Raw genomic sequence first — 26,955 nt, forward strand, 5'->3', positions numbered from 1 at the left:
ATCACTCTCCGGCGTTGCTGGCTACGGGCTCTTTTCGGCCCAGAAGGTCATAGAGTTTCTCGGTCACCGGCAGGGCGACGAAGATGCACAGGTAAAGCCCGGTCGCATAGGTCAACACATTGCTGGCCCCGGCCAGTGCGAGGATCTGTTCTTCCATGGCCGGGACAGCGTGAGACAATGCGCCCGAACAGGCCGCCATCATCGAACCCGACCCGATGCCACACGCCATGGCCAGCGCCTCGATGCTGAACCAGCCCGACGTCGCCAGAAGCGAGGCGAGAATGGCAAAGATAAAGGTCCCGAACAGCGTGCCGATCACATAGACGCCCATGACTCCTGCGCCTTCGGCGGATTTCAGCCCGTATTTGTCGGCGATGATCGCAATGTTCGGCTCCCGTGCGACGGAGAACGTGGCGCCCACCGCCTCGCGCCCCATGCCGAGAAGCAGAACGGCAACCGGGAAGGCAAGCAGAATGGTGCCCAGATTGCCGAGTTCCTGCAGGATCAGCGCCGGTCCCGCAGCGATGATCTTTTCCATCGACGGACCGATAATCGTGCCAAACTTGGCGATGAACGGCATGATCGCGATCACGATCAGCGGTGATGCGGCACGAACCTCGCGCTCTCCCATCCAGCCTTCGACTTTGCGAATGACATTGGGATTGAGAACCAGCCCCATCACGAAGGCGTAGAGCAGAGGCAGAAGCAGGATCGACCCGATGCCGATCGGCACGGCGACCACGCCAATGGCCTCTGCGATGATGGTAATGACCAGCACGCTCAGATGAAGGCGCCAGTCCAGCAGTATGTCTTTCGTCTTCTCCATAGAGATCCCCTCTCGTAAGCCCGTCCCATTCTTAACGCGGGCCGGGATGGAACAAAGGGCGGCCCTGGAGGGACCGCCCATGCGGTTCAGCCCGGCGCGTAACCGAAGCCGATCGTCGGATCGGCTGCGGTTTCGACCCAGACCGATTTTGTTGTCGTGTAGGCGGCAAGCGCTTCCCGGCCGGAAGAGCGCCCGTAGCCCGACTGGCCAAAGCCGCCGAAGGGCGACATGACGTTGATGGTCTTGTAGCTGTTGATCCAGAATGTGCCAGCGCGAACTTTCGCCGCAACCCGGTGCGCACGCCCGACATCCCGCGTCCAGACCGCGCCTGCGAGCCCATAGGGTGTGTCGTTGGCGAGCGCGACAGCCTCTTCCTCGTCGTCGAAGGAGAGAACCGACAGAACGGGACCGAACACCTCCTCCCGGGCGATCTCCATCTCGCGCGACACGCGATCGAGAATTGTCGGGGCGTAGAAGAAACCGCCGGTTTCGCCCAGGGCATCCGGCTTACCTCCGCCTGTCGCCAGATGCGCACCTTCTGAAACGGCGTTGCGCACCATCGTGTCCACCTTGTCCCACTGGCGCGCATTGTTGACCGGGCCGATCTGCGTGGCCGGATCGAGCGGCATACCGACGGGAATGCGCGCGCTGGCCTGTGCCAGTTTCTCGACCATCTCGGCATGCACGCTGCGATGTACGAGGAGGCGCGATCCCGCCACGCAGCTCTGACCGCACGCCGCGAAGATCGCCGCCTGCGCGCCGATCACCGCACGGTCCACATCCGCATCGGCGAAAACGATATTGGCGGACTTGCCGCCCAGTTCCAGGATCGACGGGATGAGACGCCGGGCGGCAGCCGCAGCAATCGCTGCGCCACCCGTGGCCGAGCCGACGAAGACGACCAGCCCCGTGGCGGGGTGCTCGATCATTTTCTGGCCGGCAGTCGGTCCCTGCCCGGCAATCACATTGACGAGCCCCTTCGGCGCACCTGCCCTGACGCACAGGGCGGCAATGACGAGCGAGCTCAGCGGCGTGAGCTCGGACGGTTTCAGCATCACGGCATTGCCCGCACAGATCGCCGGTGCAACCTGCCAGCAGCAGGTAAAGAGCGGTGCATTCCACGGGGTGATCTGCGTCACGACACCGATGGGCTCATGACGGGTGTAATTCAGATGGCTCGACGGAACCGGAATGACGTCGCCGGTGATCTTGTCGCACCAGCCGGCATAATATTCGAACATCTCGGCCATGCGGGCAGGCTCACCGGCTGCGTCTCGGATCGGGCGGCCGGCAGAGATCGCCTCGAGACGCGAGAGTGGCTCCGCATGGGAACGAATCTGGCGTGCAATCTCGAACATGATGCGCCCGCGCTCGGAGGCCGTCTTGCCCCACCATTCTCGCTGCGCTGCGATGGCTGCTTCGGCCGCGGCATTCACGACCGCCGCACCGGCATCCGGAAACTCGGCGAAAATCTTGCCCGTGGCAGGGTCGGTCAGCGCAAGGGTTTCGCCATCGCCCCGCATCAGCTGTCCTGCCACATGGTTCTGCACGTCGGCACTGCCCAGAAGCTCAGTCAGCAACCGTGCGACTTCGACGCGCGTATCGGTTGCGGGAATCATGTCGTCAGCCATTGGTCTTCTCTTTCGTCGCGGCCTCAACACGGCCGAGCAGCATGAAATCCTGATTGTCGGAAACGCCCGAACTCTCTTCGGTCCAGAGACTGGCGACGAGTTCCGAAACCGGCATGGCGCAGCCGCTTTCCTGCGCCAGTTCGAGCGCCAGCCGCACGTCCTTGCGCATCAGCCCGGCGGAGAATCCGCTGTCGAAACTGCCGCTCATCACCCAGTTGGGGAAATGGATTTCACTAAGCGCGCTGCGACCCGTGGCGCTGTTGATGACGGAAAGCGCGTCTTCCGCCGGCAGGCCCGATGCCTCGGCAAGGCGCAGGCCTTCGGCCGTGGTCAGCATGTGGCAGGCCACCAGCATGTTGTTGACCAGTTTGGCGATATTGCCGGAACCGCTTGGCCCGACATGGATCACCCTGGAGGCAAGTGCATCCAGAACCGGTTTCGCCTGCGCGACCCACTGCGCATCGCCGCCCAGCATCACCGACAGAGAGCCGCTGGCCGCACCCTGAGGACCACCGCTGACAGGCGCATCGAGGAAGCCATGACCAAGATCGGCAAGTTTCGCCGCCAGTTCACGGCTTACCGACGCCTCGGAGGTGGACGTGTCGACAATGATTTTCGGGGTCTTGAAAGCACCGGCAGCCAGTCCGGCCCCGATCGTCGCCTTCACATGGCTGGCCAGAGGCAGCGAAAGCACGATCACATCGCTCGCTTCGATCACACCGGCCGGCGTCTCATGGGTAGCGATGCTGGCTTCTGCGGCTCTTGCCATGGCCTGCGGTGCAAGATCAAAAGCTGCCACCGAAAACCCTTTGGCCAGAAGGGAGCGGGCCATGCCCATTCCCATCGCTCCAAGACCGATCACACCGACCGACTGCGTCATGATACCTCCCGTTTCACTTGGCATTCATGACACTGCGGTGACAGCGTGTTGTTTTGTAGATAGCGATTCAGGTACGTAGCGTTGCCATTTTGGCAACACCGAACGATCTAATTTTGAAATGCCACCATGTTTGCGGCCAGATAGTCGATCGTCACCGCAGCGGACTGCGGCAGACGCCGGCGCGCCCGCACCATGAGATGCGCACTGACGTGCCGCAGGCTTTCCTCGTCGAGGTCAATGATTGCGACTTCGCCCCGCTCAGCCTGGATGGAAACGGAGAAGCGCGGAAGGAAACTGCCGCCCATGCCTGCACCGACATAGCGGATCAGAGCGGCGATGGAAGACGTTTCGACCTGCGGACGCAGCGCCAGTCCGAGGTCACCGGCCGCACGCGCCACCAGAGCCCTGATGCCGTGTCGGGTATCGAGAATGGCAAAGGGATGATCAAGCATCTCTGCAAGCCGTACAGACCGGCGTTCGGCGAGCGGGGAGCCCACGGGAACAACACCGCAGAGCGGTTGTCTGGCAAGAGCGACGGAGCGCGTTGCCTCCATGGGAACGGGATTGTAGGCGATACCCAAATCCGCGTCCCCTTCGATCACCCGGCGCTGAATTTCCTCGGTTCCGGCAATGTCGATGCGAAAGCGCAGATGAGGATGCTTGCTCCCGAGCGGTCCAAGGCCATTCTGCATCAAATCGGCGGCGAACCCTTCGCCCACGGCGATGCGCACCACCTGACCGCCCGTGTCCCTGAATTTGCCAAGCTGATCGAGCAGGAACGTTTCCTCGTCCTGCCGGACAAGCGCATGCTCACGAACCAGGCGCCCCGCATCCGTCAGCACGATGCCCTGGGCGCTGCGCTCCACCAGGGCAACGCCCAGCCGCGCCTCCGCTTCGGCGAGCCTGCGGCTGATCGCCGAAGGCGCCACGTTCAGCCGTTCGGCAGCGCGACGGATCGAGCCCTCGCGGGCAACGACCAGAAACGCCCGCAGAAAGCGGCTGTCCAGCGCGTCCATCAGCCTGACAGGGCCTGCCGCACCAGCCGCACCCAGAACTCGGCACCGGTCGGCAGCACATCGTCATTGAAATCGAAATGCGGTGAATGGAGCCCGGGATTCTCCCCCTCACGCGCCGCGCCCAGCCAGATATAGGCCCCCGGTTTCTCGTTCAGCATGAAGGCAAAATCCTCCGATGCCATGCTCGGCCCTGCCTCGCCTGTATCGAGCCCCATGGCCCCGCCAACGCGTCTCGCCAGCGCCGCCTCATCCGCGCTGTTGATCGTTGCCGGATAACGTCGCTGATAATCGATATTCGCCCGGCAGCCATGTGCCGCAGCGATGCCCTGGACCACTTCAGAAAGCCGCGCCTCGATTTCATCCCCCGCCTGCGACTGGAACCAGCGTGCCGTGCCGCGCACCACGGCGCGGTCCGGGCAGACGTTGAAGGCGGACCCGGTGTGTATCTGTGTCACCGAAACCACGCCCGGCACCAGTGGCGAAAGCCGTCGCGCCGGCAGCTCCTGCAAAGCGGCGGCCATCCGCGCAGCGGCGGCCACCACACCATCACTCTGTTCGGGCATGGCAGCATGCCCGCCACGCCCTTCGATCGTGATCTCGAAAATGGCGAAGGCTGCCATCATCTCACCGTCGCGGGCGACAAGCCGGCCGGGTGCGAGCCCCGGCCAGTTGTGAATGCCAAAAACCATATCGCACGGAAATTGACGGAAAAGGCCGTCCTCGATCATCACCCGTGCGCCGCCATCGTTTTCTTCCGCCGGCTGGAAGATCAGCGTCACGTTTCCGCCGCTCACCCCGTCGGTCGCCATCTGGCGCGCTGCCAGAAGCAGCATCGCGGTGTGCCCGTCATGCCCGCATGCGTGCATCTTGCCGGGATGGGTCGAAGCATGATCGAGCCCCGTTGCTTCCGCGATGGGCAGGGCGTCGATATCCGCCCGCAAACCGACCGAACGGTTTCCCTCGCCCAGTCGGGCCACAACGCCGGTCTGCGCGAGCCCTGTTTGAACCTGCCACCCCCAGCCGTCCAGCAGGCCGGCGATCAGCTTCGAGGTGCGCTCTTCCTGAAACCCCAATTCGGGATGACGGTGCAGGTCGCGCCGCCACGCAACAGCCTCGTCGATATGAGCGCTTTCGAACATTCTCTCACCCTTTCAGCAATGTCGGCAGAACGCCGCCGACCGCGACGCACCCGAATGGTCGTGAAAGAGGAGCCCGGAATTGTCAAGAACGGTAAGCGCTCAGGCGGTGGCCTCAGCCTTTCGGGATCGTCGCAGCACACGGCCAGGGCGCGCGCCAGTTGATTGCCCCTCCCGCCAGACAATCGTTCCATTGACCAGAACCGCCTCTATGCCTCTGGCAAGCGTCTTGGGGTTTTCAAACGTGGCGCAGTCGATGACGGTGTCCGGGTTGAAAAGGGTGATATCCGCATACGTCCCTTCCCGCACAACGCCACGATCCGCAAAGCCGAATTCAAGCGCGGTGAGACCGGTCATTTTGAACACGGCCGTCTCAAGCGGGAAGAGCCCGATATCGCGGCTATAATGTCCGAGCACACGCGGGAAAGTTCCCCAGAGCCGCGGATGAGGGTTCTCGTCATGCGGCAGGCCGTCCGACCCGATCATGGTCGGTACGTATTTGAGGATGCGCTGAACATCATCCTCGTGCATCCGGAAATAGACGGCACCGGCCGGCTGCAGGCGCTGAACGGCCTCTTCAAAAGCGCAGCCCATGACTTCCATCACGTCATCGAGGGTCTGGCCGGCATATTGCGGCAGCGGCCGCGACCAGGTGATGACCGTCTTTGGCGAGTTGCGCGCGTGATCGGCCGTAAGGATGGTCGAGGATGCGGTATAAGGATAGCAATCAAGACAAACGGGCTGCTCCTTCATCTGCTTGTCGATCAGGGCCAGGGTTTCGACCGACCGGCCATGATTGTTGACGCCCGCGAGCTTGTGGTGCGAAATCAAAAGCTGCACCCCGACCTCGGATGCGATCCGGAAGGATTCTTCAAGCGACTCAATCGTGTAATCGCCCTCGTCGCGCATGTGTGTTGCGTAGAGCCCGTCATGAGCGGCCATGGGCCTGCAAACCTCAATCACCTCCTCGGTGGTTGCCGCCTGCGCCGGTGGATAGGCCAGCCCCGTCGAAACACCGATGGCACCCGCCTGCATTGCCTCTTGCACAAGCGCCTGCATCGCCGCAATCTCCGAGGGCGTCGCTTCGCGGTTAAGGTCATCCATGGCAATGGCGCGCAAGGTCGTATGGCCGACGAGCATTGCGCTATTCGTCGCCGCCGGCTGCTCTTCGAGCGCGCTGAGATAGTCAGCGAAAGTCCTGTAGCGATACCAGTCACCGGTCTCATCAAGCAGATCGAGCGGCGGGGTCACCGGCTTGCGCACCGGTTCGGGCATGGGCGCAAGCGAAATGCCGCAATTGCCGCCCACAACAGTGGTGACGCCCTGACTGACCTTGGCCGTCATATCGCCAGCCGAAAGCAGGATGCGATCGTCATGCGTGTGAGAATCGATGAAGCCGGGAGCAAGGATGAGACCGGTCGCATCAATCTCGGCTTCCGCCCGGGCACCGGCAAGGTTCCCTATGGCAGCGATACGGTCGCCCGAAACGCCGACATCGGCCGCGTAACGCTCGGCGCCCGTTCCGTCGATGACAAGCGCGTTGCGGATCAGAATGTCGAAGCCCTGCGGCATGGTGTTTTCCTTCATAGTGGGAGCGGGCGGAAGTTCTGGAAATCCCAATGGCGGCCCGGCGCGGCCTCCAGCAGCAATTGGGTGTAGGGCTGTTTTGGGGACGTCAGCACGTCGGCGGCGGGGCCGAACTCGACGATCTTCCCCTTCTGCATAACCATGATCGTGTCGCAGATCTGTGCAGCCACTCTCAGATCATGGGTGATGAACAGAACACCGACACCGGTCTTGCGGCGAATATCGTCGAGAAGCTCGAGCACCTGCGCCTGAACGGACACATCGAGCGCGGACACTGCTTCATCGGCCACCAGAACGTCCGGTTCCAGTGCCAGCGCGCGTGCAATGCAGATGCGCTGGCGCTGACCGCCCGAGAATTGGTGCGGATAGCGTTTCAGGGCATCCGCCGGCAGGCCGACCAGCCCCATCAGTTCGCCCGCCCGGCGCAGCGCCTGCGCCCGGGCCACACCGAAATTCGTCAACCCCTCGATAATGGATTCGCCAACGGTCAGGCGAGGATTGAGGGAGCGGAACGGGTCCTGAAAAACCATCTGGATGCGTTTGCGTACGGAAAGCAGCGCCGAGCCTCGAACGGCGGCAATGTTTTCTCCGCAAACGACAACCTCGCCCTGCGTCGGGTCCTGAAGACGCACGATGCAGCGCGCGACCGTGGATTTTCCGGACCCGGATTCACCGACCACGCCCAGAATCTCACCCCGGCGCACGGTCAGGTCGACATCCACCGCCGCCGCCACTTCACGCCTGGCACCGAGGAACCTCTTCTGCGCGTAGACCTTGCCCAGCCCTTTGACCGAGAGCACGATGTCGCCGTCATTGGCTTCCCGCGCTTCCGGCACGAGGCTTGGAACCGAAGATACCAGCATTCGGGTGTAGTCCTTGTCCGGGGCGGACAATATCTTCTCCCGCGTCCCGACCTCGACGACTTCGCCCCGGTTCATCACCACCACGCGGTCGGCGATGTCGGCCACGACGCCAAAATCATGGGTGATGAAAAGCACGGCCGTGTTGTGCTTTTCCTGAAGTTCGCGGATCAGCAGCAATATCTGCTTCTGGGTGGTGACATCGAGTGCCGTGGTCGGCTCATCCGCGATCAGAAGCCTGGGCTCGAGGATCAGCGCAATGCAGATCACCACCCTTTGCCGCTGCCCTCCGGAGAGCTGATGCGGGTAGGAATTGTAGATGCGTTCCGGCTCCGGCAAATGCACGGCTTCGAGCATCTCCATGACCTTCTCGCGCCGGGCCTTCCTGCCCATGCGTTTGTGGATGCGCAGCACCTCATCGATCTGCTCTCCTACGGTCTCGACTGGGTTGAGCGCTGTCATCGGCTCCTGGAAGATCATCGCCATTCTGGTTGCGCGCAGGGCACGCAGGCGTTCCATATCCGCTTCGAGTACGTTTTCGCCATCGAGTTCGATGCGCCCGCCTGAACAGTGCAGCGCTTCGCGCGAAAGAAGCCCCATGATGGAGAAGGCTGTGACAGATTTGCCCGATCCGGATTCTCCCACCACGCAGACCGTCTCTCCCGGATGCACCGTGAAGCTCACGTCGCTCACCACCTTCGCCGAGGGATTTCCAGCAAGGCTGACGGCAAGATTGCGGACGTCGAGCACTGGCCTCCCGGTCGGCGCCAGATCGTTTTTCTGATTGCTCATGTTCTCTTCGCCATCTTGGGATCGAGCACGTCACGCAGCACATCGCCAAGAATGTTCACGCTCAACAGCGTGAACGCCAGGATGATGCCGGGATAGAGGACGAGGCTCGGATAAAGCTGAAAATACATGCGACCGTCGGCCATCATGTTTCCCCAGGAGGGGATTTCCGTGGGCAGGCCGGCTCCAAGGAAACTAAGGGTTGCTTCCGTCAGAATGGCGGAGGCGAATATGAAGGTCCCCTGCACGATCAGCGGCGCCACCGTGTTCGACACCATATGGCGGATCAGCAGCCGATAGGTCGGCGTACCGAGCGAGATTGCGGCTTCCACATAGGCTTCGGAGCGCACATTGAGGATGATGCTGCGCACCAGCCGAACCACACGCGGGATCTCCGGCACGGTGATGGCCACGAGCACGGTCACCAGCGATGCACCCGTCAGGGAAACAAGCGCAATGGCAAGCAGAATGCTGGGGATCGCCATGATGCCGTCCATCACCCGCATGATGAGGGTGTCGGCGAAACGGATGTAACCCGCAACCACGCCGATGATCAGGCCGACCACAAGGCTGGCTGCCGCCGCGCCCAGACCGACGATCAGCGAAACGCGCGCGCCAAAAAGCAGACGCGAATAGACATCGCGCCCGAATGCATCATTGCCCAGCCAGTGCTCGGCCGAAACGCCTGCAAAGCGCTGCAGCGGATCGATCGCAATCGGATCCGCCCTGATCAGGAACGGCGCGAAGACGGCCAGAAGCGCCACCACCGTCAGCACGACAAAGGCCAGGAAAACGGGAACACTTCTGAGGGAAAGAAGCATCTGCGCTGCGAAGGATGACCTGTCGCTGCGCGCCGGCGCGCGCGCTGCCGGTTCTGCAAGCAGATCGCCCTGAATTGTATTGTTGCTCATCGTGATCCTCAGTAGCGGATGCGCGGATCAAAAACGGTGTAGAGAATATCCACCACCAGGTTGATCAGGACGTAGGTGAACGAAAACAGCAGGATGAGTCCCTGAATGACGGGATAATCCCTGGCCAGAACCGCCTCCACGACGAGACGCCCGAGCCCGGGAAGATTGAACACGGATTCAGTGACCACCACGCCCGTGATCAGAGACGCAACACCGATGCCGATCACCGTGACGATGGGCACTGCCGCATTGCGCAGGGCATGGCGCAGGAGCACGCTGGTCTCCTTCGCGCCCTTGGCACGGGCGGTGCGGATGAAATCCTCGCCCATCACGTCGATCACGCTGCTGCGGGTCATGCGCGCCACAAGCGCGATATAGATGCCACTCAGGGCGAGCGTTGGCAGGACAAGGCGCTGGAAGAACGGCCACAGACCCTTATCGACGGAACTGTACCCCTGCACGGGAAACCATCCGAGTTTGAGCGCCATGAGATAGATCAGAAGATATCCGATGACGAATGTCGGAATGGAAAACCCGAGCACGGAGAAGGTCATCACCGTGCGATCGAGCAACCCGCCGGGATTGCGCGCGGCGACCACCCCCATCGGGATCGCAACGACGATTGTCAGCAGTATGGTCAGGACCGCGAGTGAAAGCGTCGGCCCGATACGGCCGCCGATCATCTCGAGAACCGGCGTGCCGGAGAGCAGCGACACGCCCAGGTCTCCCTGGGCGAGCTGCTTCATCCATACATAGAGCTGGACCATGATCGGCTGATCCAGCCCCATGCTGCGGCGGATCGCCTCCAGTTGCGCACCGGAGGCGTCGTCACCGGCAAGGATGGCGGCCGGATCGCCAGGCGTCAGGCGAAGCATGGCAAAAACCACGACCGCGACCATGGCCATCACCGGCAGTGTCGCCACTGCCCGTTTGATGACATAGGAAAACATCAGGCTGCTACTCCGCCGCTTTCTTAATGTTCCAGAACAGGGTCACCGGCGCCTCCAGAAATCCGGTCCATTCGCTGTCATAGGCGGCGGGAATGCGGAACTGGCCAAGCGGCCCCACCACGCCCTTGTCGATGGCAAGCTTCTGGATTTTGGCGGCAATGGCCTTTTGCTCTTCCGCATCCGCCGCTCGTGCGTAGTCAAGACGCAGCGCCTCGATCTCCGGCACGTCCGGCCAGCCGGCCCATGATTTGCGACCCGCCGTCGACAGTGTGGTGTTGCCGAACGGGTCACCGCTGGTTGCCAGAATGCTGTAGGTAGAGAAGGCGTTCCAGCCGCCCTCCTCCGGAGATTTCTGGTTGCCCTGCTGGGTCACCACCGTCTGCCAGTCCATGGTCTTGAGGTCGACATTGAACCCGGCCTTGCGCCAGGCATCGGCCATGACAATGGGCTGTGCCGCCAGCATGGCAATGTCGGTTGGCTGAAGAAGCACGACCGGCGTACCATCGTAATTGGCCTCCTTCAGAAGATCCCTGGCGCGCTCAATGTCCGCGTTGACGACCCACTCTTCGCCATAAGTGTCTTCATTGGGATTGCCGCAGCCCATGACCGCCGCGCAGGTCTGGAAATATTCCGGGTTCCCCACAAGCATACGCAGGACATCTTCCTGCCCCACCGCCGCCATGGCGGCCTGGCGGACCAGTTCGTTGTCGAAAGGAGGGTGAAGATGATTCATCCGGAAATAGGTCCAAGAACCAAGCTTGTCGATGACCTTCACATCGATGCCATCGGCGGCCTCTACCAGAGGCAGAAGGTCGAAGGGGATCTGCTGGATGAAATCGATCTCGTCATTCTGCAGCGCATTAATGGCCGTCATCTGGTCGGGCATTGTCACCCATTCGACCCGGTCGACGTTCACCACCTTGCCCCCGGCGGTCCAGCTCGGCGGCTCATCCCGTGGCACATAATCCCCGTTCTTTTCGTAGACCACACGCACGCCCGGCTGGAACTCCTCTTCGATGAACCGGAACGGGCCCGAGCCCACATATTCTGTGATCGGCTGAGAGCCCGGCGTTTCTGCCACGCGTTTGGGCATCATGAAAGCGGGGCGGGAGCTAAGCTTGGAGAGGCCCGATAGCAGGAGCGTCGTCGGCTGCGTCAGCTTGATGACGAAGGTTTTGTCGTCGGTCGCGGTGATGTCCTCAACCATTGTCATCAGCGCCAGTCCGGTGGTGTCGACCCCACCCCAGCGCTTGATCGAGGCAATGCAGTCCTCAGACGTCACCGGCGCGCCGTCATGCCATTTGAGACCATCACGCAGTGTGAAAGTGTAGGTCTTCTTGTCGTCGGAAACAGTCCAGCTCGCCATCTGCGGCTGCACCTTGAACTCCGAGTCGACGCCGAGAAGCGTGTCGTAGATCATGTAGCCATGATCACGCGTGAGAAAAGCAGTGCTCATCACCGGATCCATCACGCGGAGGCCCGACATCATCACGGCCTTCACCGTCTCGGCCTGCGCCGCCGTCGAGGCCGCGACTGGAACAAGCACGGAAGCGGCGCAAAGCAGGGCACGGCTTCCGCGTAGCAAACTCTTGCAAGACAAGATCATCATTATTCCCCTTTGTGGTTGCATTCCAATTCCGCCGCCCGGTTTCGCCGGGCGGATCTCGTCAAACGCGCTAATGGAGCGCGAAAGCATGTCGTTGAACGGCACAGGGCCGGCCGGCCAGGCGATCGGCCAGGAGCCGGGCACTTCCCGCAGCAAGGGTGAAACCGAGCATCCCATGACCTGCATTGATCCAGAGATTGCCGCACGGCGTCGCACCGATAAGCGGTGTGCTGTCTGGCCGGGCGGGACGCATCCCCGCCCACACCTTCGGCTGAGCAGCCGGGGCAAGCTCCGGCAACAATGCGTTCACCTGGGATTTGAGAAGATCGATACGCCGCGCGGTCACGCCGGGATCCCGATCCCCGATATCGACCATGCCGGCAACACGCAGCCGATTGCCAAGGCGGGCATAGACCACTTTTCTGTGAATGTCGCTGACGCTGCGGGCGGGCGCACGGCTCTTTTCCGTCAGTTCATAGGTCAGGCTGTATCCCTTGAGCGGATGGATCATTGGGTTGAAGCCCGCCGCCAAGCCAAGTTTCTGCGCACCGAGCCCGTTTGCGATGACATAGGCATCCGCAGACAGAGAGGGCCCATCGGTCTCGAGGCCGACGACCTGCTGCCCGCTGAAGCGAAAGCCCCTTACTTCGGTGTTGAAGCGAAAGGTTACATTGTGCGGTGCGGCCGAAAGCTGGCGGTGCATCTGAACACACAGCTTGAGGCAATCGCCTGCGTCTTCCTCGGGCATGAAAATGCCGCCGACGATTCCATGACCGCCTGCCTGTAAGGCAGGCTCCATTTCCAGACAGTCGCGCCGGCTCAAAATACGCTGCCCACCGGTTGTGGCATCGCGCATCTGCAACTGCCGGCAGGCGAGAGCGTAAGCTGCGTGATCCTGATAGACGAGCAGCTTTCCGGTGGAGGAGAAGTCGAAGGCATAACCTTCGCGTGCAACCATCTCGCGCAGAAGCGCCCTGCTCGCGAGCCCGAGCTCCAGCATGTCGCGGGTCGTGCGGTGAACCGTCTCCCGACGGCACGCTTTGAGGAATGCCAGTCCCCAGCGCCACTGTGCAGGATCGGCACGCAGCCGGAAATTCAGCGGTGCATCCCTGTCTATCAACCAGGACGGCAATTTAGGCAGGACTGCCGGATCGGCAAGCGGCGCGACAAAACTGTAGCTCAACTGGGCGCCATTGGCCCTGCTCGTCTCAAGTCCTGGTTCAGCGTTCCTGTCCACCACCGTCACTGTGTGACCGTCGCGCCTCAGGAAGTAGGCGGTCATCAGGCCAACAATGCCGGCGCCGATAACCAGGACGTGTCTGTGCCCTTCGTTCATGCCGCGCTCCCGCGCAACGCCGCGATCGTAGCAGCCGCTGAAATGTGCTCCAGGCTCGTGCGAACGGTGATGACGGCTGCGCACCGGACCTGGACCGCGGCCTTGAGGGCACCCTCGATCTGCGAGGCGTTGTCCACCGTGAGGCTCAGCGTTCCGAAAGAGGATGCAAAGACCGGAAAATCCGGGTTCGTCAGGCCGGTCATGCCGATCCGGCCGGGGAAATGCTTCTCCTGATGCATGCGAATGGTGCCGTAGGAGCCATTGTCCGACACGATCACAATCGGCTTCGCGCCATAATGCATGGCCGTCGCCAGTTCATTGCCTGTCATCAGAAAGCCGCCGTCTCCGACAAAGCAGACAACCTGCCGCTCCGGATGCCGCAGGCTTGCGGCCACCGCCGCAGGCACGCCATATCCCATGGCGCCGGAGGCGGGTGCCAGCATCAAGCGACCGCCACCGAAACGCATCAGGCGCTGGACCCAGCCACCGAAGTTTCCCGAATCGATGGTGATGATCGCATCGTCGGCCAGCAAGCGGTCGGCAGCCGCGACAAAGTCACCGAAAACAACGCCGTCCTCCACATCCCCGGCACCCCGCCATTCGCGCAGGGAGCAGGCAACCGCGTGAAGCGCTGCACTCCAGTCGGTGTGTTGCGATGCCGGCGCATCGGGCGCCATGGCAAGAAGCTGTTCGAGAAATATCCGGGGCTCCGCCGCCAGCCCCATTGCGAGACCCCGCACATGGCCGACCGCCATAGCATCGGGCCAGACCTGCACCACCTTCTGCGCCGGCAGAGGCGCGGCCGGAAAAGTGTAGCCCTGCGTCGTCACATCACCGAGCCTTGTGCCGACGCCGATGACGAGATCGGCCTTTGCAACGGCTTCGGCAAGCGCAGCCGGAGCGCCATAGGCGAGATGGCCCGCAAACTGCGGATGATCGTTTGGCAGAACGTCGGCATGCCGCACAGCCGTTGCAACGGGGATGGCAAACGCTTCCGCCACGGCCTTCAGGGTCGTTTGCGCTGCATCGGATTTGAGCAGCCCTCCAGCGATCAGCAGTGGCCGTTCGGCATCCGCGATCATATCCCGGAGATCGACCATGTCCTGCTGTGAGGCAGCAGCACGGGCAACACGGTTGACCTGAACGGCGGGCGCTTCAACCAGATCTTCCAGCATGTCTTCAGGGAGGGCGACGACCACCGGCCCGGGCGTACCGCTCGATGCGGCGTGGAATGCCGTGGCCACGGTATCGACCAGGCGGGCAGCGTCATTGACTTCGACAACCCATTTCGCGACCGAGCCGAAGACCCTGCCGTAATCCATTTCCTGAAACGCGTTCATCTGTCGATGCGCGCGCTCCACCTGCCCGATGAACAGCACCAGAGGAACGGCATCCTGCTGGGCGGAGTGAACAGCGATCGCCGCGTTCATGGCGCCCGGCCCGCGGCTTACAAAAGCGACGCCTGCACGGCCCGTAAGCCGCGCATCGGCCAGCGCCATGAAGCCTGCACCGCTTTCATGCCTTGTCGTCACGACCGAAACGGCTGGCTGTTCGACAAGAGCGTCAAGCACGCTGAGATAACTCTCGCCAGGCACGCAGAAAACCCGGTCTATGCCGTGCACCCTGAGCGATTCCACCAGAAGGTCGGCAGCACGCTTCATCAATTTACCTATCCTTCCCGGTGTCAGCGGATGGGCGTTTGCCCTCCAGCGTGCGGAGCGATTTTGCTTTCAGATCCTCGGGCAAAGACGCTGTCAGGTGTTCGACAGCCTTCCAGAGCCGGTCCCAGCCCTCCGGCGTGCGAAGGGGGACACCGAGGAAGTACTCTTCGGTTTTTGCGCGCAGCATCAGATAGAGAATGCCGGCCAGCATGATGCTGACCACGGCGGGCACATCGGCTTCCTCCGTCAGACCGTCGACACGGTCGATGAAGGCGCGTGCGGCGCTTTCGCGTCGATCCGCCAGCTTGGCGCTGACATCGTTTCGCTCAATCAACTCCCAGCGGCGGACCTCGCAAAGCGGCTGATTGTTGGCCAGCGCATCGATCTGCTCGCGCAGCATCGTCAGGATGAGATCAGCCGGCGGGCGTTCGCTCGATTCGTTGCCCTTCACGACGCTTGAGCTCTTGGTCCAGAAATCCTGCTCCTGCATCCAGGTCAGCATGAGACCCGGCATGCCGTCGAAATAGCGATAGATCAGCTCCTTGCTGACACCGGCGCGCTTGGCCACGGAGTTAACTCCGACGCCGGCCATGCCGGTCTCGCAGATCTGCTCCTCCAGCGCCTGAAGGATGGACCGCTCGGTCCGCTCACGCCGTGACATGGCTTCTCCTCATCATCATGCTTCTTTGAACGGGCAAACCGTGAGGATGAGCCAGTCCACCCGCCAGACGGGCAACCAGTTCCGTCTCCGCGAAGCCGACTGGCTGCCCTTCTTGCCAGACCTCGGTGGAAAGGTAGACAGCCGTCCCCAGGCGGCGAGCCGCACACACGCGCGGGTCCGCACTCTGCAGCGCAACAATCCGGCCGTTCAGATCAATGTGGACGCGGTCACGCGCGGCAGCCTCGACGGTGACCGGCGCTTCCAGCCGGATGATCGCGTGGCCGGCCTGTGTTCCGGTCAGTTCCTGCCACGCAAGCTCACCGAGAATCTCCGCAAGCGCCTGACACGTCCCGGTGGCTGCGAAAATTGAGTTGTGAAGCAGCGAAAATCCACAGCCCCCCTCTTCGCGGTGCGCCTGTCCGAGATCGCCACGCCGCAACACTCTGCCGGAATTTCCGGTTCCTAGCCGTCCATCGATGGTTACGGCGATCAACCCGGCATCGATCTCGGGATCCTGGGCGAGCACCGTGTCAACACTGCCCTGCGGCGCCTCACCACCAGCCAGTTTCTCCAGAACGGCATTGTTGACGGACACGCCATCGGCCGAAACGCTGTTGGGAAGACGATGCCCGGTCACGAGACCGGAGCCGGCCCGCCCCACGAGGAACTGGGTCAAAGGCTCAGGGCGGTCGGGTCCGCTCGAGATCACAGCCGCACAGGGGGCCCGAAACCATTCCTCGGGAATGTCGAGCGAGGAGATTCCGCCATTCTGCGTGGTTCTGTAAGCAACCGAACCATCGGCCTCGATAACCGCCAGCACGGCAAAGCCGCCAATGGCTCCACGGCCACAGAGCTCCGCCGCTGAAACGGCTGTCTGAATGGCCGCCACTGAGCCTTTGCCATATGCCGCAATTCCGATGGTCAAGACCGAACCTCAGCCGATTTTCAGGAGGGCGATACCTCCCGTTTGCCAAAATGTGAACACCTGGTCACATTTGAAAGCTAGTGCTAAACTCACAGCCTTGTCAATCGATCAAAGCGAATGATGATGTGTTTGATGAACAGAGATCGAGCATGCTGCAACCGGGTCTGCCGGGGCAGTGGTACGCATGACCAGCCGAATGAGAGGGCCCCCACCAGGGGCCCGGTCGGCGCGGATATTATCTGCCGAGATCGACCCGGCAGCCGCTCAATGAAGCTCAGTCTGCGGAGGCGCGATCATAGGCTTCGACGGTCTTGCGAGCCCTGACGCGAACAGCGTCGAGTGCATCACCAGGCCGGTATAGGCCCGTCCCAAGACCGAAGGCGCGCACGCCGATCTTGAAATAGTCGCCGAACGAAGCATCGGAAACACCGCCAACAGCGCAGACAACCGCTTCTTCCGGCAAAATTGCCTTGATGGCTGAAATGCCGGAAACACCCAATGCGGACGCCGGAAAGAATTTTAGCGCCGAGGCACCGCTTTTATGCGCGAGAAGCGCTTCGCTGGGCGTAAAGACGCCGGGCATGGAGACCATGCCAAGCGTCACGCTGCGCCGGATCACATCGGGATCCGTGTTCGGGCTGACGACCAGTTGGCCGCCGATGTCCGACAGCCGGTCGACATCCTCGACGGTGAGCACGGTGCCGGCGCCAATGAGCGCCCGGTCTCCGGCAACAGCAATGGCCGTTTCGATGGACTGGAAGGGGTCGGGCGAGTTCAGCGGCACCTCGATGGAGGTGATGCCTTCGTCGATGAGCATCTCGGTCATGGCCGCGACCTCGGAGGGACGAATGCCACGCAGGATTGCCACCAGGGCCCGTTTATTTCCGGGCCAGATAATATCTCGTTCTGTCATGATTACTGGCTCCAGATTCGTTTCGCCGAGTTGAAAAGCCCGGCCCGTGAGGCTTCGCCAGCGTCTTTCAACGCGACGCTGAAGCCCTGACGTTCCAGGGCGGTCCGGTATAGCGCATCGACCGGGTGAGACGCGATCAGTGTGACCTCCAGGCCCTCCCCGTAGAGCCCCCGCGCAGCGGATATTTCTCCACCGATCAGAAGACCGGAAAGGTGTGCAGCGCCATCAGCGCGTGCCTCGAACCCCAGCAATTGTGCCGCGCGGACCCCGAAGAGACCGGAGAGCGCGGCATGCGCCTGTGCCGTGGTGCGCTCGAGCGCGGACAGGAACGCCGCATCATCCGCCGAAACGGCCCGATCTGCTTCAATCGCGTGCTGAAGGATTCCGTGCTTCGTCAGAAGCGAGAACAGCTCTCCGGTCATGAAGCTGCTGAAATGGGTTACCGTGCCGTTCTCAATCTTCACCCATTTGCTGTGCGTGCCGGGCATGCACACCAGCGCATTGCCATTCTCGCCCACCGCGCCCAGCAATTGCGTCTCTTCGCCACGCATCGCATTTGGCGCCTGCGGATCGTTGAGCGAAAGGCCAGGCAGGATGCGCACATCGCCCTCGGCATCCAAAACCCGCGCTGCCTGTGCCGAAAGCGCCATGAGGCTTGCGGGAACCTCCATATAGGGGGCCTCCAGCCAGCCCTGCCTTGCACCCGCCATACCGCAGATCAACACAGGCGTGCCCGCAGGCGCACCCACTTTTGCAAGATGAGCGTCGAGAACCGGCGCAAAGCCTGTGCCCGCGCAGTGCATCATCCCCTCATTGCTGCTGCTGGAGGCGATGACAGTGCCCTCATCATCCAGAAGCCAGAGGCGAAAACTGCTCGTGCCCCAGTCAACGGCAGCGCAGAACGAACGGGAATGGTCAGTCATGAAAATGAACTCAGGCCGGATGCTGCAAAACGCTCAGGCCACCATCAATAACGAGGCAGGCGGCATTCATGAAGGGACATTCGTCGGAAATCATGAAAACCGACGCCATGGCGATCTCGCCAGGCGTTGCTATGCGACCGCCCGGATGCATGGCCAGCGTCTCGGCGCGCGCAGCCGCCGGATCGGGAAAACTGTTCCAGTAATCGACGTTTTTCTGTGTCTCCACATAGCCCGGCGCGATTGCGTTCACACGCACCCCCCTGCCCGCATATTCCAGCGCCAGCGCTTTCGTCATGCCCAGAAGCGCGTGCTTGGCCACCGGATAGGGAAACGTATGCGGAATGATCGTGAAACTGTGGGTCGAGGCAATGTTGAGAATGGCGCCACCCCCCTCCTCAATCATGCCGGGAAGCAGCGAACGGCAGCAATGCCATGCCCCCTTCAGATTGATATCGAAGCAGCGTGCCCATTCTTCATCGTCGGTCTCAAGCGGTTCATGGAAAACGTTGACACCGGCATTGTTGATGAGTGCGTTGGGAACGCCAATGGTCTTCCCGGCCTCGCCGGCAGCAGCCCGGATTGCCGCGGCATCCGAGATGTCGGCAGCGGCATGTGCGAGCCGCCCGTCGGGAGCATCGAGTTCGCCAACCGTCTGCTCCAGAAGCGACGCGTCCCGGTCCACCAGAAACAGAGAGGCCCCTTCACGCAGGCAGGCTTCGGCGATGGCCCGGCCTATGCCCTGGGCAGCACCTGTCAAAAAGATGCGCTTGCCGCTCAGCCGCCCCTGTCCGGATGTCATGCGATGCCTCCCCATATCCGATGCGCTGCCGCCCGTTTCCCGCACGTCCGGCCAGACCTCTTGTTCAAACAGCCACCCCTGAATCAACGCCGCCCGATCGCGCTTGACCGCATATTGTCGAGCAGCACAGCGAGCAGGAGGATGAAGCCGCGCACAACATATTGATAGAAGGCCTGAATGTTCAAAAGGTTCATGACGTTCTCGGCTATGCCCATGATCATGACCCCGACGATCACGCCGGTCATCGTGGCGCGGCCGCCGGCCAGCGATACGCCGCCCAGAACACAGGCCGATATCACTGAAAGCTCAAGCCCCGTCGCCGCGTTGGGCTGGCCGGAGGTGATGCGTGAGGCGAGCAGAATGCCAGCCACCGCGCAGATGAATCCCTGCAGGGTGAAAATCCAGATTCGCATCCAGTCGACATTGACGCCCGCAAGCCGCGAAGCCTCGGGATTGCCGCCCATGGCGAGCGTGTTCTTGCCGAAAACCGTGCGGTTCAGGACAAAGCCGAAAACGATGAACAGTGCCGCCAGAACCCAGATCGGTGTCGGCACGCCTAAAAACCTGGACAGGGCGAGCTGATAAAAACCGGGATCGTCGATGCCCACAGCCCGCCCATCCGACGAGATGAGCGCAAGCCCGCGCACAATCTGCATGGTTGCCAGCGTCGTGATCAGTGCGTTGATGCGAAATTTGGCGATGACCACGCCATTGAAAAGCCCGACGAGCGCGCCCGCAGCCAGCGCCGTTAGGATGCCCAGAAAGATGGAGCCGGTCGCATTCGACGCCATAACCGCCACCATGCCGCAAAAAGCGACGTTGGAGCCGACGGACAGGTCGAAATCCCGCGCCGCGAGACAGAACATCATGGTGCAGGCGATCACGCCGACGGTAACCACGGACTGCAAAAGACCGAGCATGTTGCGTTCGGTTAGGAAGTTGGGGACCGTCAGCGACACGAGCGCGAAGGCGAGAATGAAGATTACAAGCAGTCCCTGGTCGCCCAGGATGAGCTTTTTGATGGAAGTCGTCATCGTGAAGCCTCTTAACCGACCGACGCGGCGGTCACCTCGTCCGGCAGCGCGGCGGCGAGGATGGATTGTTCGTTGAAGTCAGCCCGCTCGATCTCTGCGCTGATCCGCCCTTCGCACATCACGAGGATACGGTCGCAAATGCCCATGACTTCGGGCAGTTCGCTGGAGATGACGACGATGGCCATCCCCTCCTCCGCGAGTTGATAGAGAATGTCGTAGATTTCGGATTTGGCGCCGACATCGATACCGCGCGTCGGTTCGTCGACGAGCAGAACCCTGACACCCTTTTCCGAGAGCCAGCGGCACAGGATGACCTTCTGCTGATTTCCGCCGGACAGGTTGATGATGTCTTGCTTGCGCGAGGGCGTGCGCACCCTGAGTTTTTTCAGGAAGGTTTCGGCCACCTGCCCTTCCTGGCGCAGATCCAGCACACCGAAGCGTGTCAGATGCCGGCGCGAAGAGATAAGGATGTTCTCTTCGAGCGAACGGCCCTGGATGATGCCGTCGAACTTGCGATCCTCGGAGCACAGAACGACCCCCTTGCGGATCGCCTCCGCCGGCTGGCCGGAGGCGATCTCCACGCCACCGACACGCACATGGCCGCCGGCGCGCGGATCGGCACCGCTGATCATGCGCAACAGCTCCGAGCGACCTGCCCCGATCAGACCGAAAAAGCCGAGGATTTCACCCCGACGCGCCTCGAAGGAGGCAGGAACAGGCAGCTTTTCGCCATGAACACTGTCCACTTCCAGTTCGACCGCCCCGACGGGACGAGAGCGCCACCCCCAGATGTCGCTGATTTCCCGCCCGACCATTTCGGACACGATCTGATCGCGCGTCACCCCCTTGATCGTCTCATGGTGCGCCGCCAGCCGGCCATCCCGCAGCACCGTAAGGCTGTCGCAAAGGCGGAAGACTTCGTCCAGCCGATGGGAGATATAGAGAATGACGCGGCCATCCTCCCTCAACCTGTCGATCAGGGAAAAGAGGATCTCGCTCTCGCGTGAGGAAAGCGAGGAGGTCGGTTCATCCAGTGCGATCACGCGGGCATCGAGCATGACGGCTTTGGCGATCTCGACCATTTGTCGTTCGCCGATGGAAAGCTCTGCAACCTTGCGCGTCGGATCGACCGAGATGCCGGCAAGCTCGAGCTTGCGCCGGACATCCTCATACATGGCGCTGAAACCGATCACGCCGCCGGTTGCCGGAAACCGCCCAAGGCAGAGATTCTCTGCAACGGTGAGCCCGGGCACGAGCTGCAGTTCCTGGTGAATGACCACCACGCCCGCATCGAAAGCATCGCGGGTCGACTGATAGTGCTGCGTCTCGCCATCGAGACGCACCGTGCCCTCATCGGCAGCGGCGTCACCGGAGAGAATGCGGATCAGAGTGGATTTCCCCGCTCCGTTTTCTCCCATCAGCCCGTGAACCGCCCCCTTCCGAACCCCAAAGGAGACGTCGGAAAGCGCTTTGACGCCGGGATAACTCTTCGAAATGCCGGAGAATTCGAGATAGGCAGACATAAAGCCGGCTTCCTCCAAAGCATAGCCAGTGTCGGAAACCCGCCCTCACGGACGGGAAGAATGGCGCCGGCGCGGCTCACGCGCCGGCGCTACATGAACGGTTGCCTATTCGATGCCAAGGTCCTTGCGCACGTCCTGATAATTGTCGCGCAGGGCCAGAGCACCGGACGTCAGGATCAGCTTCTCCGGTTCCTTGTCGTCAACGATCCAGTCATACATGTTGAGCGCAGTTTCATAGCCATGGCGTTTTGGTGAAATGATCACGGTTCCGAAGAAGCCGGTCGGCTCGGGCTTCTTGAATTCGTTGATCGCCGAATCCGCACCGCCGATACCGACACCGATCATCGCGTCGGCTCCGATGCCCACGCCTTCCGCAGCCCGCACCGCGCCGAGAACGGCTTCGTCGTTCAGACCGAAGGCGACCCAGTGCTTGATGTCCGCGTTCTTGTTCAAAACCACGGTCGCAGCATTGAGAGCGGCCTCGGTGTCCGTACGTGCCTGCGGCGCATCGAAGATGTTGGCTTCCGGAAAGCCAGCCTCTTTGAGCTTCGCAATCGCGCCTTCGACCCGATCGACTGCAGTCGGAAGCTGATCGTAGGAAACGCGGATCGCCCCGACCTTGCTCATATCCCAACCGCGATTCTTGATCTCGGCAACGATGGCTTCACCGGCCGTCTCGCCGATCTTCACGGCCGAAATACCCATGTGAGGCACTTCGGCGAGAGGCTCACCGTCGGAACCGACCAGCCTGTCGTCGACAGTCATAAGTTTAAGGCCATTGGCCGCCGCCTTGGCGACGATACCCGGCCCGAGCTTCACATCGGGCGTGCAAATGACAAACCCCTGCACGCCCTGAACGCCCAGATTATCGATGGCGGACATGACTTTTTCACCATCCTCGGCACCGATCTTGACCAGCGTGAAGCCTTTTTCCGAAGCAGCGATATCGGCGAATTTCCACTCGTCCTGAAACCACGGCTCTTCCGGCTGCTTGACCAGAAAGCCGATCTTCACGTCATCGGCCAGCGCCGACCCGGCCAAAAGCGTGCCGGCAATCGCAGCCATCGCTGCAGTTTTCAAAAAGCGCATGAGAACCTCCCTGTTGCTCTGCGACGCCCTCCTGAGAGCGTGGGAAAATTACGTCCAATCATCATATTAGTCAATTGCATTTGTATGATAAATAATGATACTGGTTTGACAATGTAGAAAAGACGGCCATGACTGCCGACAAAATCCACACTCGGCTTTGTCAAAAGCGGGCGGGCAACAATGCGGAGGCAACCGGACAGTGACCGTTTCGACCATGGAAGTCCCAGCAGGCAGGTCAACCCGACCGCGCGTCCGCCTGTCTGTCGCTCAATCCATCGCCCGGGACATCTTTTCTGGAAAATTCGCCGAGGGGACGAACCTGCCGCGTGAAAACGATCTCTGCGAAGAATACGGCGTCAGCCGCACGGTTATTCGCGAAACGCTGAAAATCCTTCAAGCGAAAGGGCTGGTGGTGAGCCGCCCACGCATTGGCACCATCGTGTGCAGACAGGATGAATGGAACATTCTGGACACTCAGGTTCTCGAATGGATAGGCCCCAATCTCGACAGGATGGGGCTGGTGGACTGCATTCTGGAAGCGCGCGGTGCCATCGAACCGATGGCCGCTGAGCTGGCGGCCCGGCGCGCCACCATGCAGGAGATCGCAGACATTGAAGCGGCGTGGCAGGCGATGGCGGCTGCCGGCAACGATGTCGAAGCCTTCATCGCCGCAGACATCGTGTTTCATGAGCACCTTCTAAAGGCCAGCCACAACCGCATTTTCCAGCAGTTCGGCGCGCTCATGGATCCGGCGCTGAATTTCATGCTCTCCACCTCGGCGCATTCGGCAGAAAACCTTGAAGAATCAATCGGCCAGCACGGCGCGCTGGTCGAGGCGCTGCGCCTGAGGGACGCTGAAGGAGCACGCAAGCTCGCCCTCGCGTTGATCGCCAAGGCAAAGCACGATGTGAGCGCGGCCCGGTCCGTCAAGCCATAACGGGAAAAGACACGTTTTCATGAAGATCACCAAACTCACCACGTTCCTCGTTCCGCCGCGGTGGCTCTTTCTCAAGATAGAGACGAACGAGGGCATTTCCGGCTGGGGCGAGCCTGTTCTGGAAGGCCATGCGGCAACGCTTGCTGCCAAAATCGAGGAGTTCTCCGATTTCCTGATCGGCGCCGATCCCATGCGGATCGAAGACATCTGGCACATGCTCTACCGCAATGGCTGCTACCGGGGAGGCCCGGTTCTCATGAGCGCCCTGTCGGGCATAGACATGGCGCTATGGGACATCAAGGGACAGTATTACAACGCACCGGTGCATGATCTTCTGGGTGGTGCTGTCCGCGACAGGATCCGCAGCTATTGCTGGATCGGCGGCGACCGCCCCTCGGATCTCGTCGCCGGCGCGAAAGACCTGATGGACCGCGGCTTCACTGCCTGCAAGTTCAATGCCTGCGCCGAAATGCAGATCATCGACAGCTATAAGAAGCTGGATGGCGTCGTCCGGCAATTGTCGGATCTGCGTTCTGCTGTCGGCACCGAGATGGATCTCGCCTTCGATTTCCACGGCCGGGTTCACGCGCCGATGTCGAAGCAGTTGCTGAAGGAAATCGAGCATCTAAGGCCGATCTTCATCGAAGACGCGGTCGATTCCGCTCATATCGGCACGCTGGCCGATCTTTCCCGGCAAACGTCGATCCCGCTATGCATCGGCGAACGGCTGCATTCGCGCTTCGATTTCAAGCCGGTGTTCGAACAGCGGGCAGCAAGCGTAATCAACCCGGACACCGCACATGTCGGCGGGATATCCGAAATGCTGCGCATCGCACACTGGGCCGAAGCCTATGATGTGGCCCTTGCACCGCACTGCCCGCTGGGACCGATCGCGCTGGCCGCCTGCCTGCAGGTGGATGCCGTCTGTCACAACGCCTTCATCCAGGAACAGAGTCTCGGAATTCATTACAACGCCACGCAGGACATGGCCGACTATCTCGAGCCGGGTCATGGTTTTGAACTGGAGGATGGCTTTCTGAAAATCCCCAGGGGACCCGGCCTCGGCATTCGGGTGAACGAGGAGTTTGTGCAAAAGCAGGCGGAGATCGGGCACCGCTGGCGCGCACCTGTGTGGCGTCACGAGGACGGATCAATCGCCGAATGGTGACCGGGCTCGCACAGAACGTGTTTCGGAAAGGCAGCCCCTCAGAGAACCTTTGAGAGGAACTCCCGCGTCCTCGGCGACTGCGGGTTGGCGATCATCTCGCGCGGGTCTCCCTGCTCGACGATCACGCCGCCATCCATGAAAATAAGCTGATCGCCGATTTCGCGGGCGAAACCGATCTCATGGGTAACCACGACCATGGTCATGCCGGCTTCGGCAAGGTCGCGCATGACCTGAAGCACCTCGCCCACGAGCTCGGGATCGAGCGCAGAGGTGGGCTCATCAAACAGAAGCACCTTGGGCTTCATTGCCATGGCGCGCGCGATGGCCACCCGCTGCTGCTGACCGCCCGACAATTCTCGCGGATACCGGTCGACCTTGTCGGACAGCCCCACGCGCGCCAGCAGTTCCAGAGCCTCGGCTTTCGCCTGGTCGACAGGCAAACGACGCACATGGATGGGCGCTTCAACGAGGTTCTCCATCACCGTCATGTGAGAGAACAGATTGAACGACTGGAAAAGCATGCCGATCTCGGCGCGCCGCTGGCAAAGCTCGTCGTCCTTCACCTCATAGAGACGATCGTCACGCAGGTCGTACCCCACAAAGGCGCCATCGACGAGAAGAATGCCACCGGTGAGCTTTTCCAGATGGTTGATGCAACGCAGAAACGTGCTCTTACCGGAGCCGGACGGGCCGATGATGCAGGCAACCGAACCGGTTGGCACATCGATGTCCACGCCCTTCAGCACCTCAAGCGGACCATAGGATTTGCGCACGCCGCGGGCAAACACCATGGAGTTTTCCGGCACGCCAAAGCGCGCGCGATTTTCGCTTGGCGTGTTGCTCATGCTGAAAATTCCTTGGCGCGGGATCCGAATGCATTGCGAATGACGCGCAGAGCCCATGAATCCGTTCGGGTCTCGCTGCGGCCGAAATGACGTTCCAGAAAATGCTGCCCCACCGACATGATGGAGACGACCGCCAGATACCAGAACGCGACCACGATCAGCAGCGGGATGGTCTCGAAGGTGCGCGCGTAGATCGACTGCGCCGAATAGAACAGGTCATCGACCGCGATGAAGGTCACAAGCGAGGTCATCTTGAGAAGATTGATCGCCTCATTGCCCGTGGGCGGCACGACGAAACGCATGGCCTGCGGCAGGACAATGCGTTTCAGGATGTTGCGATAGGGCATGCCGAGCGCGCTTGCCGCTTCCGACTGCCCCGAAGGCACCGATTTGATGCCCGCGCGGATGATCTCGGCCATATACCCCGCTTCACAGAGCGACAGGGCGACAACGGCGGAGAAAAACGGCGTCATGAAGTCATTCGTGCGGATCGAGAATACCTCGCCGAAGAATGGCAGCGTCAGCGAAAATTCGCGTACCAGAAGCGCCAGATTGAACCAGAAGATGAGCTGGATCAGCGCCGGGACACCGCGAAAGAACCACACATAAGCCCCCGCGAAACCGCGCAGGACCGGGCTCGGAGAAACCCGCATGACGGCCACCACCGTGCCGATAATGATGGCCAGCGCCATGATCACCACGGTCAGGATCAGCGTGTTCAGCAGACCGCGCATGATAGAGGGATGGAAGAGATAGCCTGCGGCTGTCTCCCATCCAAAAGCCGGGTTCACGGCGAAAGCGCGCAGAATGAAGAACGAGAGCACCAGGGTGAGTGCCGTACCGATCCATATGCCATAATTGCGGCGCGGCACCACGACGAGACGGTCGACATCCGCGACCAGAGAGGATGGCTGGGGGCGAGTTTCGCTCGCGTCGACCTTGCTCATCG

The 26,955-nt window shown here is 61.5% G+C and carries 24 protein-coding genes; 2 read left to right on the forward strand and 22 right to left on the reverse strand.

Going from position 1 to position 26,955, the window contains the following annotated elements; all coding sequences use genetic code 11:
- Position 1: 1 nt before the first annotated feature.
- The 20 genes from KUG85_RS16540 to KUG85_RS16635 all read right to left on the reverse strand — a co-directional run bounded on the left by KUG85_RS16540 (position 2) and on the right by KUG85_RS16635 (position 23,056).
- Positions 2-826 carry a DUF3100 domain-containing protein gene (locus KUG85_RS16540; protein WP_223006109.1) on the reverse strand — a complete coding sequence of 275 codons (825 nt, stop codon included), beginning with the start codon at positions 824-826 and terminating at the stop codon, positions 2-4.
- Between the two features lie 86 nt (positions 827-912).
- Complete coding sequence (locus KUG85_RS16545) at positions 913-2,457, reverse strand: aldehyde dehydrogenase family protein (protein WP_223006110.1); 1,545 nt, start codon at positions 2,455-2,457, stop codon at positions 913-915.
- Positions 2,450-3,337 (reverse strand): NAD(P)-dependent oxidoreductase, encoded by an 888-nt coding sequence (locus tag KUG85_RS16550; RefSeq protein ID WP_223006111.1) that lies wholly within the window; start codon positions 3,335-3,337, stop codon positions 2,450-2,452. The genes KUG85_RS16545 and KUG85_RS16550 overlap by 8 nt, the downstream gene beginning before the upstream one ends.
- 107 nt (positions 3,338-3,444) lie before the next feature.
- Entirely contained in the window at positions 3,445-4,353 is a 909-nt protein-coding gene (locus KUG85_RS16555) for a LysR family transcriptional regulator (RefSeq protein ID WP_223006112.1), read from the reverse strand.
- Positions 4,353-5,492 (reverse strand): M20 aminoacylase family protein, encoded by a 1,140-nt coding sequence (locus tag KUG85_RS16560; RefSeq protein WP_223006113.1) that lies wholly within the window; start codon positions 5,490-5,492, stop codon positions 4,353-4,355. Before KUG85_RS16560 ends, KUG85_RS16555 begins: the two co-directional genes overlap by 1 nt.
- Before the next feature lie 99 nt (positions 5,493-5,591).
- Positions 5,592-7,076: an N-acyl-D-amino-acid deacylase family protein gene (locus KUG85_RS16565; RefSeq protein WP_223006114.1), complete on the reverse strand. Its 1,485-nt coding sequence runs from the start codon at positions 7,074-7,076 to the stop codon at positions 5,592-5,594.
- Positions 7,073-8,728: an ABC transporter ATP-binding protein gene (locus KUG85_RS16570; RefSeq protein WP_223006115.1), complete on the reverse strand. Its 1,656-nt coding sequence runs from the start codon at positions 8,726-8,728 to the stop codon at positions 7,073-7,075. The genes KUG85_RS16565 and KUG85_RS16570 overlap by 4 nt, the downstream gene beginning before the upstream one ends.
- Positions 8,725-9,636 carry an ABC transporter permease gene (locus tag KUG85_RS16575; RefSeq protein ID WP_223006116.1) on the reverse strand — a complete coding sequence of 304 codons (912 nt, stop codon included), beginning with the start codon at positions 9,634-9,636 and terminating at the stop codon, positions 8,725-8,727. Before KUG85_RS16575 ends, KUG85_RS16570 begins: the two co-directional genes overlap by 4 nt.
- Before the next feature lie 8 nt (positions 9,637-9,644).
- Positions 9,645-10,586, reverse strand: a complete 942-nt coding sequence (locus KUG85_RS16580) for an ABC transporter permease (protein ID WP_065815681.1) — start codon at positions 10,584-10,586, stop codon at positions 9,645-9,647.
- Between the two features lie 7 nt (positions 10,587-10,593).
- The gene (locus KUG85_RS16585; RefSeq protein WP_223006117.1) at positions 10,594-12,192 is read right to left on the reverse strand and encodes an ABC transporter substrate-binding protein; all 1,599 of its coding nucleotides are present in this window, start codon (positions 12,190-12,192) and stop codon (positions 10,594-10,596) included.
- A 70-nt stretch (positions 12,193-12,262) separates the two neighbouring features.
- The gene (locus KUG85_RS16590; RefSeq protein ID WP_223006118.1) at positions 12,263-13,528 is read right to left on the reverse strand and encodes a D-amino acid dehydrogenase; all 1,266 of its coding nucleotides are present in this window, start codon (positions 13,526-13,528) and stop codon (positions 12,263-12,265) included.
- Positions 13,525-15,189 (reverse strand): thiamine pyrophosphate-dependent enzyme, encoded by a 1,665-nt coding sequence (locus tag KUG85_RS16595; RefSeq protein ID WP_223006119.1) that lies wholly within the window; start codon positions 15,187-15,189, stop codon positions 13,525-13,527. The genes KUG85_RS16590 and KUG85_RS16595 overlap by 4 nt, the downstream gene beginning before the upstream one ends.
- A 4-nt stretch (positions 15,190-15,193) precedes the next feature.
- Positions 15,194-15,850, reverse strand: a complete 657-nt coding sequence (locus tag KUG85_RS16600; RefSeq protein ID WP_065815684.1) for a TetR/AcrR family transcriptional regulator — start codon at positions 15,848-15,850, stop codon at positions 15,194-15,196.
- Positions 15,837-16,775, reverse strand: a complete 939-nt coding sequence (locus tag KUG85_RS16605; RefSeq protein WP_223006120.1) for a DUF6963 family protein — start codon at positions 16,773-16,775, stop codon at positions 15,837-15,839. Before KUG85_RS16605 ends, KUG85_RS16600 begins: the two co-directional genes overlap by 14 nt.
- A 274-nt stretch (positions 16,776-17,049) precedes the next feature.
- Positions 17,050-17,688 (reverse strand): 2-dehydro-3-deoxy-6-phosphogalactonate aldolase, encoded by a 639-nt coding sequence (locus KUG85_RS16610; RefSeq protein WP_223006121.1) that lies wholly within the window; start codon positions 17,686-17,688, stop codon positions 17,050-17,052.
- Positions 17,689-17,690: 2 nt separating this feature from the next.
- Positions 17,691-18,611: a 2-dehydro-3-deoxygalactonokinase gene (locus KUG85_RS16615; protein WP_223006122.1), complete on the reverse strand. Its 921-nt coding sequence runs from the start codon at positions 18,609-18,611 to the stop codon at positions 17,691-17,693.
- A 10-nt stretch (positions 18,612-18,621) separates the two neighbouring features.
- Positions 18,622-19,410: an SDR family oxidoreductase gene (locus KUG85_RS16620; protein WP_065815688.1), complete on the reverse strand. Its 789-nt coding sequence runs from the start codon at positions 19,408-19,410 to the stop codon at positions 18,622-18,624.
- Positions 19,411-19,493: 83 nt separating this feature from the next.
- Positions 19,494-20,444 carry an L-arabinose ABC transporter permease AraH gene (araH, locus tag KUG85_RS16625; protein ID WP_223006123.1) on the reverse strand — a complete coding sequence of 317 codons (951 nt, stop codon included), beginning with the start codon at positions 20,442-20,444 and terminating at the stop codon, positions 19,494-19,496.
- 11 nt (positions 20,445-20,455) lie between these two features.
- Complete coding sequence (gene araG, locus KUG85_RS16630; protein ID WP_223006124.1) at positions 20,456-21,967, reverse strand: L-arabinose ABC transporter ATP-binding protein AraG; 1,512 nt, start codon at positions 21,965-21,967, stop codon at positions 20,456-20,458.
- A 105-nt stretch (positions 21,968-22,072) separates the two neighbouring features.
- Positions 22,073-23,056, reverse strand: a complete 984-nt coding sequence (locus KUG85_RS16635) for an arabinose ABC transporter substrate-binding protein (protein ID WP_065815691.1) — start codon at positions 23,054-23,056, stop codon at positions 22,073-22,075.
- 214 nt (positions 23,057-23,270) lie between these two features.
- Between KUG85_RS16635 and KUG85_RS16640 the strand changes: the two genes are divergently transcribed.
- Positions 23,271-23,993, forward strand: coding sequence for a FadR/GntR family transcriptional regulator (locus KUG85_RS16640; RefSeq protein WP_036539206.1), 723 nt, complete (start codon positions 23,271-23,273; stop codon positions 23,991-23,993).
- Between the two features lie 19 nt (positions 23,994-24,012).
- Positions 24,013-25,161, forward strand: coding sequence for a galactonate dehydratase (gene dgoD / locus KUG85_RS16645; protein WP_223006125.1), 1,149 nt, complete (start codon positions 24,013-24,015; stop codon positions 25,159-25,161).
- Positions 25,162-25,199: 38 nt separating this feature from the next.
- Here dgoD and KUG85_RS16650 read toward each other — a convergent pair whose 3' ends face one another.
- A complete protein-coding gene (locus KUG85_RS16650; protein WP_272491836.1) occupies positions 25,200-26,006 on the reverse strand; it encodes an amino acid ABC transporter ATP-binding protein in 807 nt (268 codons plus the stop codon).
- A complete protein-coding gene (locus tag KUG85_RS16655; RefSeq protein ID WP_065815694.1) occupies positions 26,003-26,953 on the reverse strand; it encodes an amino acid ABC transporter permease in 951 nt (316 codons plus the stop codon). The genes KUG85_RS16650 and KUG85_RS16655 overlap by 4 nt, the downstream gene beginning before the upstream one ends.
- Between the last annotated feature and the right edge of the window lie 2 nt (positions 26,954-26,955).

It is taken from the genome of Nitratireductor rhodophyticola, assembly GCF_019891355.1.
GTDB classification, from domain to species: domain Bacteria; phylum Pseudomonadota; class Alphaproteobacteria; order Rhizobiales; family Rhizobiaceae; genus Nitratireductor; species Nitratireductor rhodophyticola.

Excerpts from the sequence above, each read along its gene's own strand:
- KUG85_RS16540 (WP_223006109.1), bottom strand. The coding sequence starts at position 826 with ATGGAGAAGACGAAAGACATACTGCTGGACTGGCGCCTTCATCTGAGC.
- KUG85_RS16545 (WP_223006110.1), bottom strand. The coding sequence starts at position 2,457 with ATGGCTGACGACATGATTCCCGCAACCGATACGCGCGTCGAAGTCGCA.
- KUG85_RS16550 (WP_223006111.1), bottom strand. The coding sequence starts at position 3,337 with ATGACGCAGTCGGTCGGTGTGATCGGTCTTGGAGCGATGGGAATGGGC.
- KUG85_RS16555 (WP_223006112.1), bottom strand. The coding sequence starts at position 4,353 with ATGGACGCGCTGGACAGCCGCTTTCTGCGGGCGTTTCTGGTCGTTGCC.
- KUG85_RS16560 (WP_223006113.1), bottom strand. The coding sequence starts at position 5,492 with ATGTTCGAAAGCGCTCATATCGACGAGGCTGTTGCGTGGCGGCGCGAC.
- KUG85_RS16565 (WP_223006114.1), bottom strand. The coding sequence starts at position 7,076 with ATGAAGGAAAACACCATGCCGCAGGGCTTCGACATTCTGATCCGCAAC.
- KUG85_RS16570 (WP_223006115.1), bottom strand. The coding sequence starts at position 8,728 with ATGAGCAATCAGAAAAACGATCTGGCGCCGACCGGGAGGCCAGTGCTC.
- KUG85_RS16575 (WP_223006116.1), bottom strand. The coding sequence starts at position 9,636 with ATGAGCAACAATACAATTCAGGGCGATCTGCTTGCAGAACCGGCAGCG.
- KUG85_RS16580 (WP_065815681.1), bottom strand. The coding sequence starts at position 10,586 with ATGTTTTCCTATGTCATCAAACGGGCAGTGGCGACACTGCCGGTGATG.
- KUG85_RS16585 (WP_223006117.1), bottom strand. The coding sequence starts at position 12,192 with ATGATCTTGTCTTGCAAGAGTTTGCTACGCGGAAGCCGTGCCCTGCTT.
- KUG85_RS16590 (WP_223006118.1), bottom strand. The coding sequence starts at position 13,528 with ATGAACGAAGGGCACAGACACGTCCTGGTTATCGGCGCCGGCATTGTT.
- KUG85_RS16595 (WP_223006119.1), bottom strand. The coding sequence starts at position 15,189 with ATGAAGCGTGCTGCCGACCTTCTGGTGGAATCGCTCAGGGTGCACGGC.
- KUG85_RS16600 (WP_065815684.1), bottom strand. The coding sequence starts at position 15,850 with ATGTCACGGCGTGAGCGGACCGAGCGGTCCATCCTTCAGGCGCTGGAG.
- KUG85_RS16610 (WP_223006121.1), bottom strand. The coding sequence starts at position 17,688 with ATGACAGAACGAGATATTATCTGGCCCGGAAATAAACGGGCCCTGGTG.
- KUG85_RS16615 (WP_223006122.1), bottom strand. The coding sequence starts at position 18,611 with ATGACTGACCATTCCCGTTCGTTCTGCGCTGCCGTTGACTGGGGCACG.
- KUG85_RS16620 (WP_065815688.1), bottom strand. The coding sequence starts at position 19,410 with ATGACATCCGGACAGGGGCGGCTGAGCGGCAAGCGCATCTTTTTGACA.
- araH (WP_223006123.1), bottom strand. The coding sequence starts at position 20,444 with ATGACGACTTCCATCAAAAAGCTCATCCTGGGCGACCAGGGACTGCTT.
- araG (WP_223006124.1), bottom strand. The coding sequence starts at position 21,967 with ATGTCTGCCTATCTCGAATTCTCCGGCATTTCGAAGAGTTATCCCGGC.
- KUG85_RS16635 (WP_065815691.1), bottom strand. The coding sequence starts at position 23,056 with ATGCGCTTTTTGAAAACTGCAGCGATGGCTGCGATTGCCGGCACGCTT.
- KUG85_RS16640 (WP_036539206.1), top strand. The coding sequence starts at position 23,271 with ATGGAAGTCCCAGCAGGCAGGTCAACCCGACCGCGCGTCCGCCTGTCT.
- dgoD (WP_223006125.1), top strand. The coding sequence starts at position 24,013 with ATGAAGATCACCAAACTCACCACGTTCCTCGTTCCGCCGCGGTGGCTC.
- KUG85_RS16650 (WP_272491836.1), bottom strand. The coding sequence starts at position 26,006 with ATGAGCAACACGCCAAGCGAAAATCGCGCGCGCTTTGGCGTGCCGGAA.
- KUG85_RS16655 (WP_065815694.1), bottom strand. The coding sequence starts at position 26,953 with ATGAGCAAGGTCGACGCGAGCGAAACTCGCCCCCAGCCATCCTCTCTG.